The organism is Methanobrevibacter thaueri, from assembly GCF_003111625.1.
GTDB lineage: Archaea > Methanobacteriota > Methanobacteria > Methanobacteriales > Methanobacteriaceae > Methanocatella > Methanocatella thaueri.
Genome location: NZ_MZGS01000018.1, coordinates 1 through 13,429, shown reverse-complemented (window position 1 = coordinate 13,429; position 13,429 = coordinate 1). Strand labels below are relative to the sequence as shown.

Genomic DNA, 13,429 nt, shown 5'->3' with positions numbered 1-13,429 from the left:
AATCCAGAAATAATAAAGAAATTATACAAGACTAAAACTGGAATTCTAACATTTTTAGACTATCAAATGAAAAATTGGACTGAAAAACACTTGAAAATTAAATAAGCCTATAAAATTTTACAGACTCATTTTTTCCAAAAATTGCTTGTTTTTAAATTCAACACTGATTTTTCCGGAATATTTCTCGAATATTTTCTTGATATCCCGACTGTCCCTTGAGATGACCTGATAGATCACCTTATCTGAGTAATCCTTGTCTATCGCTTCAAGGCTGTTGTTTCTAACTTCGCCGTCGACGGTTTTTATGTCGGAGTATTCAAAAACAAGTTCAAAAACGTCATACTCCTCTATTTCAACAATCTCCGCCTCTCCAATGGCTTCCATTACTGATTTTGAATAGGCCCTTACAAGCCCTCCGGCACCAAGCTTGATTCCTCCAAAGTATCTTGTGACTACTGCTGTGACATTGTGAATCTCGTTTTTGCGCAAAACGTTGATCATAGGTTTGCCGGCGGTTCCGCCAGGCTCTCCGTCATCGTCAAAGCCTTCCCCGTCGCCCACAATGTATGCTGTGCAGTTATGGGTTGCATCGCTGTACTGCTGGTTCAGCCTTTGGATTATCTCCTTTGATTCTTTTTTGTTTTTAGTTGGAAACAATGAGCATATGAATTGTGATTTCTTGACATTGATTTCCACTTGGACAGGTTTTTTGATTGTTTTCATTGTTATCAATATATTTATATATTTTATCAGACATATTAACTTTAATTAATTTTTTAAAAAGGTGTTAAATTTGACAAGTAGATCAGCTACAGTTTTGGTTATTTTTATAGTTGCAATTCTTGCGTTTTGTCTTGCAAGCGTTTTCGCATCTATGACAGGACCAATATCAATTTTACCTAATGAAAGTGAATCCGGAGGGATTTTTGATAATCTGTCCGCAATCACAGACAATGATGTAAGCAGTGACCGCAGCTATGGATATAAGAATTATGATGACTATTCCTATAGTGACGATTCATCATCCAGCAGCTCCTCAAGTGTGGAGACAACAACTGATGATTCTTCATCATCCAGCAGTGATTCCTCAAATGTGGAAACAACAACTGATGATTCTTCATCATCATCCAGCAGTTCAAGTTCATCAGGAGACAGTTCATCAAGTGGCGGTTCTTCCAGCGGTGGTTCCTCTGTTGTAACAACAACAGATTGACTGCTCTCTTTTTATTTTTTTTAGAAATCAAGTAATTTTTCAACGTCGAATATTACAGCATTTATTGCCAGGTTAAAGAGCCTGTGGCCATATTCCTCATCGATGTAAACGCCGTTTTCTTCAATGTCTCTTGCACCCTCTTCAATGTTCGGGTCATCCTTGCGGGCTTGCTTGAATCCGTATAAGCCCACTTCCTCGTATTCGGCGACGTTATCCTGATTTTCAAGTTCATTTTCATTGACAATGCCCAGAACCTTTGCCATTGATAGCTCCCCGCTTCCTGCATGAGGGCCTTCGGAGGATATTACCTTGTTGTTGAATGTTATTGACATGCCTGTCTGGTCTTCAATATCCCATAATTCGGCAACCAATGGAATGTTTCCACCATGGGCGTTGACAATAACTACCTTTTCAATGTCCAGGAATTTTTTGGCCTGATTCAATGTGTTGATGACATTATCCTTCAGCACATCAAGGGAAACATGAACTCCATGGTCGATGGTGTCCAATTCGTAGGCGGGAAAGATTATTCCTAAAAACTTGGCTCCGGTTTCAAGGGATGATTGGAATGCGATGTGCGCTGCGATTTTGGCGTCGGTGTCGATTGGCAATGCCGGTCCGTGGTTTTCAAGGTGTGAACCGAGTGCGATTATGCCTATCTTGTGAACTCCAGGGTCTCTGATTTTTCCAGCTCTGTATCTTAATTCAGCCATTTAATCACCATTATATCTCAAAGTTCCAGATGTCGTCTCCGACATAATGCTTGGTTTCAACTGCCTTTCCTGAATCGTTTGCAACCATTTCCTCACCGCTGATTAAGCTCACTCCAATTGCCAGCGGCTTTCCATGGGTCTCATCAATGATCAATACTATGTCGCCCGCTTCGACGTCCTCGGATGTTGCAACTATTCCAGGACTCATGATGTCAGCACCGTTGCTTACAAAGCGTATTGCTCCCATGTCAACGGTTACTGTTTTTGCATCGATTTCATTTGCCAGTGCCGCCTTTAGTGTAGGGAATGGTTTTTCATCGATTATTATGATGTAAGGTTCGCCATCTACTAAAATGAATGAATTAGGCTCAGCTTCAAGTATTTCAACGTTCTTCTTTCCTTGAAGAAGGTTTCCGTATTCGCCCAATTGTGATTTTATCTCTTTAATTTTCTTCTTTTTTAGGAAATTTCTTTTTTTAACTTTTATCGCCATGTTATCCCAGTATTGTTTTATCAATTAATCTTTTGTTTTTAAAATTTAATAAAGATATTTGTTGATTTAATGCATGTCCTTCAAAATGGAATATTCCTTATCCCTTGAAAAGACATATCTGAAGTCTATTTCATCCCCAAGTCCGGCAATTATGATGGGAGGGTCTTTAATTGCATATTTCGTTATGCTGTAGGCATTTCTGTTGCTTAACTTGTTCAGGCAGTATCTTATAAGTTCAAGTTCCATTTCACTGAATTTGACGTTGGGAATGACGATCGGATAGTACTTGTTCACCAATCGGTTGTAATAGGGTTCCTTTCTGAAAAAGAGATATCCTCCTGAGATCAGGTCGTTCATTACTTCCCTGAAATGTGCAGGCTGTATGCCCCTTTTTGACTTGATGTAAGTCTCGTTTGTCATCAGCCGTCCGTAAAGCTCGTAGTGGTTGAAGTCGATAAAATATAATAGGCTGCAGAGCATGGTCTTTCCGAAATTGGGCTTATATGAGCATTGGGTGAGAATGTACATTATCAAGTCAATATATTTGGTGCGGTTGAATTTCATGTTGTGGCCTGTGATGGTTGGGTGAGGTTAATTCTGTAGTTAATATATATTATGGAAAGTGGGAGAGCATTTGGGAAATAATTTAAATAGTATTTTGTGTTAATAATAATTGTTGTTGCTATTTTTTCATTATTTTGGCTTAAAATAAGGTAACCTTTATATAGTAGATTAGTTATAATTAATAGTATTAGTTTTAATTAGGTTTTGTCTTATCTTAACTTGATTATATTATGTCTAATAAAGAGTGTTGAACTCAAATTTCATATTAAAAAACTAAATAATTGTGATAATATAAGGTGATATAATGAGCGGACAAAATGTTCAAAGACCACTTGATGCATTAGGAAAATCAGTTGACTCTCCAGTTTTAATAAAACTTAAAGGAGATCGTGAATTTAGAGGTATACTTAAGAGCTTTGATTTACATATGAACTTAGTTCTTAATGATGCAGAAGAGTTACAAGACGGAGAAGTTACTAGAAGACTCGGTGTTGTGCTCATTAGAGGAGACAATATTGTTTACATTTCACCATAGTATTATTTTTCCAGATTATATTGTTTACGTTAGCTTAAGGAGGTGTATCGATGTCAAAGGGAACTCCATCAATGGGTAAAAAGAATAAAAAGACCCATATCAGATGTAGAAGATGTGGTAGAAACACTTATCACATACGTAAAAAAGTCTGTGCTTCTTGTGGATTCGGTAAATCCAAAAAACTCAGAAGATACAGTTGGCAAAACAAAAAACCAACTACTAGACAAAGATTAGTTTAGGTTGGTTAACGTTATGAAGATTATTTAAATAATCTTCTTTCAAAACTCTTTTTTTTCAAAAACTTTTCATCACTGTTTATTTTATATAGTACTTTTTTTAGATAACTCTATTAGTTATTAATTAAATTTTAGGAGTCAAGATTATGGTTGAATTAAAGGATATTGCTCAGGAAAACGATGTTGATTTGGAAAACTGCGTTGTCTTTGTAAGAGGAAAAGATGACATACTTGCAGTTGACATTACAAATGCAGGAATCAGACAAAGAACTGATGGTACAATGGGTTTCACATTTTCAATTGCACCAAAACAGGCATTGAAACTAGAAGAGTACTTCAACAGGTTCACAACCGGTGAAAAATTCTACTTTGACATTTCACAGACCGGTTACAGGCCAGTATATTACCGTGGATTGTCACCGATGACAAAAGAGGTAAGCAATGAATACCATCCGAAATTCAATATTACCCTATTTGCACAAAAGGCAATCGTTGAGCCTGAAGACTCATATTTCGCACCTACCTGTTCCTGCTGCGAATTCTGCCACATTGACTAGTGATATAGATGCTTGAGAATGAATTTACAGACACAATTAAGATTACCAAATCCAATGGCGAAAGCATTGAATTGGATCAAAAGAGAATTAGAATCCGTGAAAATGAAAACGGTTTGATGGCCTTAAGTTATATTGCCCCAGTTTTTGAATCAATGGATATTGAAGATTTCTTTGATGACATAGTCACATCTGAGGAAGTGATGATGGATATTGGTGGCACTGGTGATTATAATGTAAGGTTTAGAGGGTTGGTTGATGGGAAAGGAAAAAACTTCCCTCAAAATTTTGAACACAAGATTATCTTCTTGCAGGAACCTAAATATCTGGATCCGAGAATGAATGTTCAAGTCACCGGATTTTCAAGGTTCATAACTCCTGAAGAGCGTTTTCTATAATTCGTCTTCAACGGCGTCCCAAAGATCCACTGCCCAGCCTTGCTTTCCATCGATTACCATGTCGAGCAGTCTTACTTTGCCGTCCCTGAATCTGAATAGGCGATAGTCTTGCTGTGCCTTTTTGGCGCTTCCTTCCTTATTGCAGTCAAGATATAGTCCATCGCTGTATTCTTCTTCAAAGTCTCCGGCCTGTACAAAATCTCCTACAAGGGAATATCCGTTTTTAACAGTTTTATCTAGTTTTGTAATGGTTTTTAACCATCCTCCCTGTGCTCTGAATTTCATGTCAGGGTCGATTTTTGTCATTTCTTCTTTCCAGTTTAATATCATAATACCAAATCCTTTTTTTGTTATTCCTATTTTGGATTTGGGTATATAAATGAAAAGTGCAAGAGAGCATTTGAAAAGTAATAATTTTTTTGTTCAAATAATTAGTTATATATAAGTAAAACTCTATAATTTAATAATGTAACAAAAAATAAGTTGGGCTTTAATTATGGATTTGTTTGAGAAATTTGGTATAGAAACTGAAAACAAGGATTTGTATAAGGTGGCGTTCACACATGCCTCATATTCAATTCATCATGATCTGGATTATAATTATGAAAGATTGGAGTTTTTAGGAGATTCTGTATTGAGTTTAATAGTGTCAGAATACATATACAAGAAATACCCCCAATATGAGGAGGGGGACTTGACAAAACTGAGATCAAATTTCGTCTGTCAGAACGCATTGATATATTACTCACACAAGCTGGGCCTGCAGGAATACCTGAAGGTGTCTGAGGTCGAATCAAACCTGACCAAGAATGAGGTATTGTCAATCACTGCAGACCTGTTTGAATCATTCCTTGGAGCTATATTCCTAGACAAGGGAATGGAATTCGCAAAGGAATTTGTTTCAAATGCAATATTCAAATATATTGATCAGGAAAGAGTCTTCTTTGAGGATTACAAGTCTTCAATGAAGGAATATGGTGACGCTCACGAAATTAAAATAACCTATGAAGTATTGAAAGAATATGGTGTTCCTCATGACAAGACATTCATCATGGCCTGTCTAATCGACGGAAAGCAAATGGGTGTTGGAAGAGGAAAGAACAAGAAAGAAGCTGAACAATCAGCTGCGAAAGGAGCTATGCGCAAGCTACGAATAGGGAGAAAATAAATGAATAAAGAATCTGTTGGTATTGTTGAGACACAATACTATGACATTAACGAACCAATTACATTAGATAGTGGAAAAACCCTTGAAAAGGTCACAGTAGCATATGAAACCTACGGTGAGCTTAACAAAGAAAAAACCAATGCTATTTTAATCTGTCATGCCCTTACAGGTGATGCACATGCCGCAGGATGGCACGAGGGTGACAGGAAACCTGGTTGGTGGGAAATAGTGATAGGTCCTGGAAAGGCATTGGACACTGAAAAGTTCTTCATAATATGTTCCAATGTGCTTGGAGGATGTAAAGGAACAACAGGCCCTAGTTCAATCAATCCAGAGACAGGAAAGCAATATGGTTTGGATTTCCCCGTAATTACCATCAGGGATATGGTTAAAGTTCAAAAGAAACTTGTTGACTCATTTGGAATAAGCCAATTATATGCGATAATCGGCGGTTCAATGGGAGGAATGCAGGTTCTTGACTGGATGGTGACCTATCCTGCAATGATGAAAAAGGCAGTTCCGATAGCTACAACAGGATTGTCCTCCCCGCAGCAAATAGCTTTCAATGAAGTAGGTCGTCAGGCAATATTCTCAGACCCTAACTGGAACAATGGAAACTATTATGAAACCGGCAAGATTCCGGAAAACGGATTGTCCCTTGCCCGTATGATAGCTCACATTACCTATTTGAGCGATGAGTCAATGGACATCAAGTTTGGAAGGGACTTGCAGGACAAGGAGGAAATCAGCTATGATTTCTCAATAGACTTCCAGGTCGAAAGCTATCTCAAGCATCAAGGAGAGACATTCGTTAAGCGTTTTGATGCAAACAGTTACCTATTCATAACAAAAGCAGTTGACCTATTCGATTTAAGCGTTAACGATTCATTGATTGACGGACTTAAGGAGGTTGAATGTAAGACTGAAGTGATTTCTGTTGATTCTGATTGGCTATATCCGACCGAACAGAGCACAGAGCTTGTGACAGCACTGAACGTCAACAACGTGGAAGTCTCATTTTCAGAGATAAAGTCAAATTACGGCCACGACGCATTCCTTCTTGAAAGGGGACAGTTGAATCACATCCTTTCAAAGTTCCTGTCAAGCAGCACTGTTGAGGATCTGATGATGGAAAAGATTGCAACAATCAAGGCCGATGCGGATGTGCAGGATGCGGCCAAATTGATGTTGGATAAACATGTTACCCACATTCCGGTCGTCACTGACGAGAATAAGCTGATAGGTATTGTTACAAGCTGGGATTTATCCAAGTCCATTGCAACAAACTCAAATCAGCTGATTGATATCATGACCACTACAGTCAAGTACTGTCATGCCGATGACACCATAGAGGAGATTGCTCGTCAGATGCGCAAGTTTGACATATCATGTCTTCCTGTCGTCGATGAGGACATGGCTGTTTTAGGTTTGATTACAACTGATCAAATAAGTAATTTATTAGGTTAAATTACTTTTTTTTACTATTTTTGGAGTCGTTATTTTGTCTAGAAGAGAGAAGTTTATTGATGGTTGCCGTAAGGGTATTCCGATTACCTTTGGATATGTTCCTATGGGTATAGGATATGCAGCAATTGCAATCAAGGCAGGGATGACTCCTCTTCAAACAGTATCAATGTCTGTGCTGGTCTATGCCGGTGCGGGCCAAATCATAGCTGCGTCAATGCTTTTGAGTGGCGCAACAGCAATGGCGATTATATTGACCAATTTTGTGGTCAACTTAAGGTATTTTGTAATGTCAACTTGTGTCTTGAACCAGGTTGAAGAGTCAAACACTCCCTTGAATATCCTTGCAGCCCATGTGACTGTCGATGAGTCATTTGCAATGTTTTCGCTGAGTGAGGATTCCAATATCTGGATATATCTTGGAATTGCAATCATCGCATGGCTGTCATGGATTTTAGGTGCGGGAATTGGTGTTGTTGTTCTTGACCTGCTTCCTGTAATCGTCACAAACAGTTTCAACATTTCACTATATGCTCTCTTTGTGGCCATTCTGATACCTTCAATCAAGGAATCCAAACAGATTGCATTGCTTGTTTTGATAACAGCAGTCTTGAATGTGGTTTTAGGACAGTTTCTGGGAAACTGGTCACTGATCGTCTCAACACTCGTTGGAGCGGCAATAGGAATGTACATAGTCGATGACGAATACATACTTGGAGGGGATGTATGATGGATTATGTAAATCTCGTAATTCTTGGCTGTGCGCTTGTCACATTCATTCCAAGACTGATTCCAGCGTTGTTCATCGACAAGTTGAATTTCTCGCCGAAATTCGAGAAGTTCCTCAATCTGATTCCATACACTGCGCTTGCCGCCCTGATATGCCCTGGCGTATTGACAGTGGATAACCAGCTTTGGTATATAGGTCTGATAGGTGCGATTGTGGCTGCGGGACTTGCCTGGAAAAAGGTCCCTCTTGGTGCGATTGTAATATTGACAGTGGTGATATTGATTGCGGTATATTCGATTGTACCGATGTTTTAAGGTGATTTCATGTCTATAAATGAGATATTTTTCTATTACATTAATAATAACTTGCAAAATCCAATATTCGATGCGGTATTGCCGTACATAACTCATTTGGGCGGTTTTGTCTGGATGCTTATGATAGTGCTTCTTGTCATATTGTATGCAAAGCTAAGGAATAAGGAAACCCTCAAGAAAGTGGCAATCATTGCATTGATTGCTTTGTTGCTTTCAGATCTGGTCACTTATGCCATAAAGCTTGTCGTTCAGGAGCCAAGGCCATACATGGTTTTGGACAATGTTCGCCTGCTTATATTTGAGGATGACGTATTCGCCTTCCCGTCAGGTCATGCCACATCAACACTGGCTGTCATTTCAGTTTTCCTTTTGAACATTGAAGATTTAGCTAAAAAGCATTACAAGATTCTCAGTGTTCTGTTGACATTGTTTGCAATTGTTATTCTCTTTTCAAGAATATATTGTGGTGTGCATTATCCTTTTGATGTCTTGTCAGGTGCATTGATTGGAATTGCCGGTGCGTTGATTGTCAACAGGTACAAAGATAAGATTCTAAGTAAAATCAATATCTAATTTTTTTTTGTTCCAAGCAGATTGAAGGAAATTCAGAGGAAAAATATGTATAATTGCAATTTTTTCTGCTTGGAACTTTTTTGTAACAGTAATCTGTTATAGATATGTTACATATGTTAAAGATGTATTACCCGATATATAAATGTTTTGTTTTTAATTTTTTTAATTTAATTAAGTTATATTCAGTTAAACATTAATTTAGCAATTTAAATTTATTTAAATAAATTAAACATAATAAAAAGTTTATTTAATATTAAAATAAATATAATTTAAATGTTATTTTGCAATTTAAATTTATTATATTAATTTTATCATAAACCATAAAGTTTAAATACTATGTAATGTAACATTAACATAAGTAATTACTTTTTAACATAATTACTTCAGTACTTAAATACTTTTTGCAAAAGTGATAAGTTATTTATGGGATACTATGAGAACCATGATTAAATACTTAAGACAGGAGCTCAAAATGAGCCAAAAGGAACTGGGGGATAAAGTTGGAGTTACCCGACAAACCATTAATGCGCTGGAAAATGGCAGATATAATCCATCTTTATTTTTAGCTTATGAAATAACCCAGGTCTTCAATAAAATGATGTTTAAAGGAGATCGAGAGAAATATTTCGTTATGGAAGAGATATTCATTTTCGATGATGATTACTATTAGAGGTTAGAAAAATGATTTTAGACATATATAAAGATTCATTGGAATATTCAGCAAAAGACTGGAAAACATTAGTGATATTGGGAATATTTGCTTTATTCCACTTCCTATTAATTCCAGTATTCCTAATTACAGGATACAATTATCGAGTTATCAATACAGCAGTACACGGAATAATCAACGGCAGGGATCCATTGCCTGGCTTCGATGATATAATAGAAATGTTTATTGACGGTGTCAAGGTTGTCATTGTTCAGATAGCATATCTAATTGTGCCAGCAGTTATCTTTTTGATTTTTGCTGTCCTTGCAACCCAACTCACAGGCGCATTGTCTGCTGCAGTAATACTCATCGGATGTTTAATCACATTCGTTGTTGGAATTGCAGCATGCTTAATGGCTCAAATCGGAATATGTCACATGGCATACAATGACGGAGCATTTTCAAAAGCCTTCGAAATAGCTGAAATAAAAGGTGTCATTGACGAAATAACCTGGTCCAGATGCATTGCAACCTATTTGGGATTAATCATCATAACAGTGGTCATAGCATTTGTCGTAACCGCACTTATCGGATTAATCTTCACTGTGTTTGGAATCTCCGGATTCGCTTTAGGTGCCGATGCTGCAGGTGGAATATTCCTTTTAGGAGCATTTGTTAACTCAGCAATAGCAATGTTCCTTGTCGGACCGTACCTAAGCATATTCAATGCAAGATCAATCGGATTGTTATACACAATGCAGATATAAGGTGATTGTATGGCAAGCATTACTGACTGTGTCGTTGAGGGATTGAAATATCCCTTCAATGACATCAAAAAACTTTTGGGATTCGGAATATTATTTGTCATATTTGATTTGATTACAATGGCATTTACCATTAAGACCGTTGATGTAACTAGGATGATCATACACACTTTGGAAAAAACCAACGTTACAGCATCCACTTTAGGATATTCACATCTGCCTCATGGAGATGTTTATTTGGCTATTGCGATGCTTATAGTGGGATTCATTGTATTATTGTTTATACTGGGATATCAGTATAATGTGATTGGCTTTTCAATAGACAGGAAGGATGACCTTCCGGGATTTGATGATATACTTGGAATGTTCATCAAGGGAATAAAATATCTCTTTGTAACTATTGTATACAGCATCCCTTCAATGGTTGTGCTGTTTTTGGCAATAATGGTTACAAACAACTCATATGTATGGCCGGTCCTAATGATAATTTCAGTTTTATTGAGTCTTATCTGTTATTTAATCCTTATCATGGCATTGAACAATATGATTGCCCATGACAGCCTAAAAAAGGCATTTGACTTTAGGGAGATAATCGACAACATCTCCAATCTCGGTTGGGGCAAGTATATCGGAACAGTCATCTTTACAGTGATAGTGTTCATGATTATCAATCTTGCTGTTGGAGTTATCTTAAGCTTTTTGACCGTAATATTTGCTGCGGCAATTAACAATCAGGCAATAGTCATATCAACTGTCATATCAGTGATTGAAGCATTGTTTGTGACTTCCTACTGCAGTGTGTTCTTCAACAGGGTTTGCGGATCAATATATAGAGAATCAATCAAATAATTGGAATGCTTTTAAACATTCCATTTTCTTTTTTTTTAGTGATATTAACAGGAGTTTTAAACATGGTAGACTACGTTATCGAAACAAACAATCTGTCAAAAACATATTCCAAGAGGAAGGTTGTGAATTCAGTAAATATGCATGTTGAAAAGGGGAAAATATACGGTCTTTTGGGAAAAAACGGGGCCGGAAAAACCACAACAATGTGTATGCTACTGAACCTCACATATCCAAGCGGTGGAGAAATACTCCTTTTCGGAAAGGATCCAAAAAGACATTACAATGAAATCTATCCGAAAATAGGTTCAATCATTGAAACTCCAGGATTTTATGAGAATCTGACAGCATATGAAAACTTGAAAATCATTGGAAAAATAAGGGGCGATTATAATCCTCAAAAAATCAGGCTGGTTCTTGAAATGGTCAATCTGGCAGATGCGAAATCAAAAAGGTTCAAGGATTTCTCATTGGGAATGAAGCAACGTTTGGGAATAGCTGCGGCTATTTTGCATAATCCGGAATTGCTGATTTTGGACGAACCGATTAATGGTCTTGACCCTTTTGGAATAAAGGAAATCAGGACATTGCTTAAAAGATTGTCCCATGAATTCGGAATAACAATTCTCATTTCATCACATATATTGAGTGAAATCGAAAATCTTGCCGATGTCATAGGTTTTATGGACAATGGTGTTTTGATTGATGAAATCTCAAGAGAGGAGTTGCATGACCGCTTAAACAAGTTTGTCGAATTTGAAGTGTCAGACATTAATCTTGCACAAATTATCTTTAGGGAATTGGAGCTTAAGGAAAATGATGATTATACAATTGACAACAATACGATTCGTCTCTATTCCCATCTTAACATGAGGGATAAATTCAATGCATTGTTTGTTAAGGCAGGAATTGATGTTAGAAAGGTGAATTTGTGTGAAGAAAACTTGGAAGAGTTCTTTACAAGATTCGTTTCCAATAATTGAGGTGATAGGATGTTAACTTTCATAGAAATGGAATTCTTAAAACTTAAAAGATCAAACATATTCCTGTTGAGTTTAATGGGGGCAATTTTACCTCCGTTTTTAATGTTTATCGCAGTTTTTGCATTTGATGAAGGAAATACTTTTGAATTGTTGTTCAATAATGTAAATATGTATATGTCTGCATTGTTTGCAGTTCTGCTTTTTGCAATAATGATTTCCTACCTGTTCGGAAGGGAATACAATGAACATACTCTTAAGACAATGCTCACTATTCCGGTGTCTCGAGGAAATTTCTTGTTAAGCAAATATGTCATGTTTTTAGTTTGGATTTTAATTTTAACTGTTGTTACAAGTTTATCAACACTTGTCTTTGGTTTTATTGCAGGCCTTGAGGGATTTAGCCTAAAATTATTCATTGACAGCTTTATCCAGCTTCTCTTTGCAAACGTGCTACTGTTTTTAACATTCTCTCCATTCGTATTCCTTTCATTGGTGATTACAAATATGGTGCCGGCAATGGTCGGAGGAGCAGGCTTGACATTGGTCAACATGTTGATCTATGGCCAGAATTGGGCGCCTTATGTTCCTTGGGTATGCCCATATTTAATCGCATCAGGTGAGATTGCAGGCTATAATGCAAGCATTTCACTATCCTACGGCATTATTCTGGCCACTTTCGCAATAGGATTGATTATTTCATATATCTACTTCACAAAGACGGACGTTTCACTTTAGTCTTTACTTCCCAAAGGCTCTCCCAATTGCTTTAAATATTCTCATGCCAAAGTAATAGTAGAGGTTATATTATGAATGAATTTGAAAACCAAAAATTCTGTCAATCTTGTGCAATGCCGCTGGCGGACGATGAGCTATTCGCAACAAATGCCGACGGCAGTAAAAATGAGGACTACTGCATTTACTGCTTCAAGGACGGGGAATTCACATCAGACATGTCAATGGATGAAATGATGAATTTCTGCATCGACAAGATGGTTGAAGTCCACCCTGAAATCGATAAGGCCGAAGCAAGCGCAATGATGAGGGAAGTTTTCCCTAAACTCAAAAGATGGGCAAACGACTGAGCCCATTACCTTTTCTTTTTTTTGAGTCTGTAAAATTTTATAGGCTTATTTAATTTTCAAGTGTTTTTCAGTCCAATTTTTCATTTGATAGTCTAAAAATGTTAGAATTCCAGTTTTAGTCTTGTATAATTTCTTTATTATTTCTGGATT

At 37.1% G+C, this 13,429-nt stretch carries 21 protein-coding genes; 16 read left to right on the top strand and 5 right to left on the bottom strand.

The features are described 5' to 3' along the window. Positions 1-117 precede the first annotated feature (117 nt). On the bottom strand, positions 118-723 hold the full coding sequence (locus MBBTH_RS03955; protein ID WP_116591760.1) for a YigZ family protein: 606 nt from the start codon (positions 721-723) through the stop codon (positions 118-120). A 70-nt stretch (positions 724-793) separates the two neighbouring features. Between MBBTH_RS03955 and MBBTH_RS03950 the strand changes: the two genes are divergently transcribed. Continuing rightward, complete coding sequence (locus MBBTH_RS03950; protein ID WP_116591759.1) at positions 794-1,213, top strand: hypothetical protein; 420 nt, start codon at positions 794-796, stop codon at positions 1,211-1,213. A 20-nt stretch (positions 1,214-1,233) separates the two neighbouring features. Here MBBTH_RS03950 and arfB read toward each other — a convergent pair whose 3' ends face one another. The 3 genes from arfB to MBBTH_RS03935 form a co-directional block, all read right to left on the bottom strand. Next, on the bottom strand, positions 1,234-1,926 hold the full coding sequence (gene arfB / locus MBBTH_RS03945) for a 2-amino-5-formylamino-6-ribosylaminopyrimidin-4(3H)-one 5'-monophosphate deformylase (protein ID WP_116591758.1): 693 nt from the start codon (positions 1,924-1,926) through the stop codon (positions 1,234-1,236). Positions 1,927-1,936: 10 nt separating this feature from the next. Next, on the bottom strand, positions 1,937-2,419 hold the full coding sequence (locus MBBTH_RS03940) for an RNA-binding protein (RefSeq protein ID WP_116591757.1): 483 nt from the start codon (positions 2,417-2,419) through the stop codon (positions 1,937-1,939). A gap of 66 nt (positions 2,420-2,485) precedes the next feature. Continuing rightward, positions 2,486-2,983 carry a type II toxin-antitoxin system antitoxin SocA domain-containing protein gene (locus MBBTH_RS03935; RefSeq protein WP_116591756.1) on the bottom strand — a complete coding sequence of 166 codons (498 nt, stop codon included), beginning with the start codon at positions 2,981-2,983 and terminating at the stop codon, positions 2,486-2,488. Between the two features lie 304 nt (positions 2,984-3,287). Here MBBTH_RS03935 and MBBTH_RS03930 point away from each other — a divergent pair, with 304 nt between their 5' ends. The 4 genes from MBBTH_RS03930 to MBBTH_RS03915 all read left to right on the top strand — a co-directional run bounded on the left by MBBTH_RS03930 (position 3,288) and on the right by MBBTH_RS03915 (position 4,706). Further along, positions 3,288-3,518, top strand: a complete 231-nt coding sequence (locus MBBTH_RS03930; RefSeq protein ID WP_116591755.1) for an LSm family protein — start codon at positions 3,288-3,290, stop codon at positions 3,516-3,518. A gap of 50 nt (positions 3,519-3,568) precedes the next feature. Next, complete coding sequence (locus tag MBBTH_RS03925; RefSeq protein WP_067042784.1) at positions 3,569-3,757, top strand: 50S ribosomal protein L37e; 189 nt, start codon at positions 3,569-3,571, stop codon at positions 3,755-3,757. Between the two features lie 143 nt (positions 3,758-3,900). Continuing rightward, a complete protein-coding gene (locus MBBTH_RS03920; protein WP_116591754.1) occupies positions 3,901-4,311 on the top strand; it encodes a hypothetical protein in 411 nt (136 codons plus the stop codon). Positions 4,312-4,319: 8 nt separating this feature from the next. Beyond that, on the top strand, positions 4,320-4,706 hold the full coding sequence (locus tag MBBTH_RS03915; RefSeq protein ID WP_116591753.1) for a hypothetical protein: 387 nt from the start codon (positions 4,320-4,322) through the stop codon (positions 4,704-4,706). Here MBBTH_RS03915 and MBBTH_RS03910 read toward each other — a convergent pair. Further along, the gene (locus MBBTH_RS03910; RefSeq protein ID WP_116591752.1) at positions 4,701-5,036 is read right to left on the bottom strand and encodes a hypothetical protein; all 336 of its coding nucleotides are present in this window, start codon (positions 5,034-5,036) and stop codon (positions 4,701-4,703) included. The two genes, MBBTH_RS03915 and MBBTH_RS03910, sit on opposite strands and share 6 nt — an antisense overlap. Before the next feature lie 166 nt (positions 5,037-5,202). Between MBBTH_RS03910 and rnc the strand changes: the two genes are divergently transcribed. From rnc to MBBTH_RS03855, 11 genes are all read left to right on the top strand, one after another. Beyond that, on the top strand, positions 5,203-5,874 hold the full coding sequence (rnc, locus tag MBBTH_RS03905) for a ribonuclease III (RefSeq protein ID WP_116591751.1): 672 nt from the start codon (positions 5,203-5,205) through the stop codon (positions 5,872-5,874). Further along, positions 5,875-7,341, top strand: coding sequence for a homoserine O-acetyltransferase MetX (gene metX, locus MBBTH_RS03900; protein ID WP_116591750.1), 1,467 nt, complete (start codon positions 5,875-5,877; stop codon positions 7,339-7,341). Between the two features lie 34 nt (positions 7,342-7,375). Beyond that, a complete protein-coding gene (locus MBBTH_RS03895; RefSeq protein WP_133241939.1) occupies positions 7,376-8,068 on the top strand; it encodes an AzlC family ABC transporter permease in 693 nt (230 codons plus the stop codon). Next, complete coding sequence (locus MBBTH_RS03890) at positions 8,065-8,382, top strand: AzlD domain-containing protein (RefSeq protein WP_207773331.1); 318 nt, start codon at positions 8,065-8,067, stop codon at positions 8,380-8,382. Before MBBTH_RS03895 ends, MBBTH_RS03890 begins: the two co-directional genes overlap by 4 nt. A gap of 9 nt (positions 8,383-8,391) precedes the next feature. Next, a complete protein-coding gene (locus MBBTH_RS03885) occupies positions 8,392-8,955 on the top strand; it encodes a phosphatase PAP2 family protein (RefSeq protein WP_116591748.1) in 564 nt (187 codons plus the stop codon). Positions 8,956-9,388: 433 nt separating this feature from the next. After that, positions 9,389-9,625, top strand: coding sequence for a helix-turn-helix transcriptional regulator (locus tag MBBTH_RS03880; RefSeq protein WP_116591747.1), 237 nt, complete (start codon positions 9,389-9,391; stop codon positions 9,623-9,625). A gap of 11 nt (positions 9,626-9,636) precedes the next feature. Then, a complete protein-coding gene (locus MBBTH_RS03875; protein ID WP_116591746.1) occupies positions 9,637-10,371 on the top strand; it encodes a DUF4013 domain-containing protein in 735 nt (244 codons plus the stop codon). 9 nt (positions 10,372-10,380) lie between these two features. Then, positions 10,381-11,217, top strand: coding sequence for a DUF4013 domain-containing protein (locus MBBTH_RS03870; protein WP_116591745.1), 837 nt, complete (start codon positions 10,381-10,383; stop codon positions 11,215-11,217). A 62-nt stretch (positions 11,218-11,279) separates the two neighbouring features. Then, positions 11,280-12,197, top strand: coding sequence for an ABC transporter ATP-binding protein (locus tag MBBTH_RS03865; protein WP_116591744.1), 918 nt, complete (start codon positions 11,280-11,282; stop codon positions 12,195-12,197). A 9-nt stretch (positions 12,198-12,206) separates the two neighbouring features. Beyond that, on the top strand, positions 12,207-12,932 hold the full coding sequence (locus tag MBBTH_RS03860; RefSeq protein ID WP_116591743.1) for an ABC transporter permease: 726 nt from the start codon (positions 12,207-12,209) through the stop codon (positions 12,930-12,932). A 71-nt stretch (positions 12,933-13,003) separates the two neighbouring features. Then, positions 13,004-13,279: a zinc ribbon domain-containing protein gene (locus tag MBBTH_RS03855; protein WP_116591742.1), complete on the top strand. Its 276-nt coding sequence runs from the start codon at positions 13,004-13,006 to the stop codon at positions 13,277-13,279. Positions 13,280-13,429: the final 150 nt, after the last annotated feature.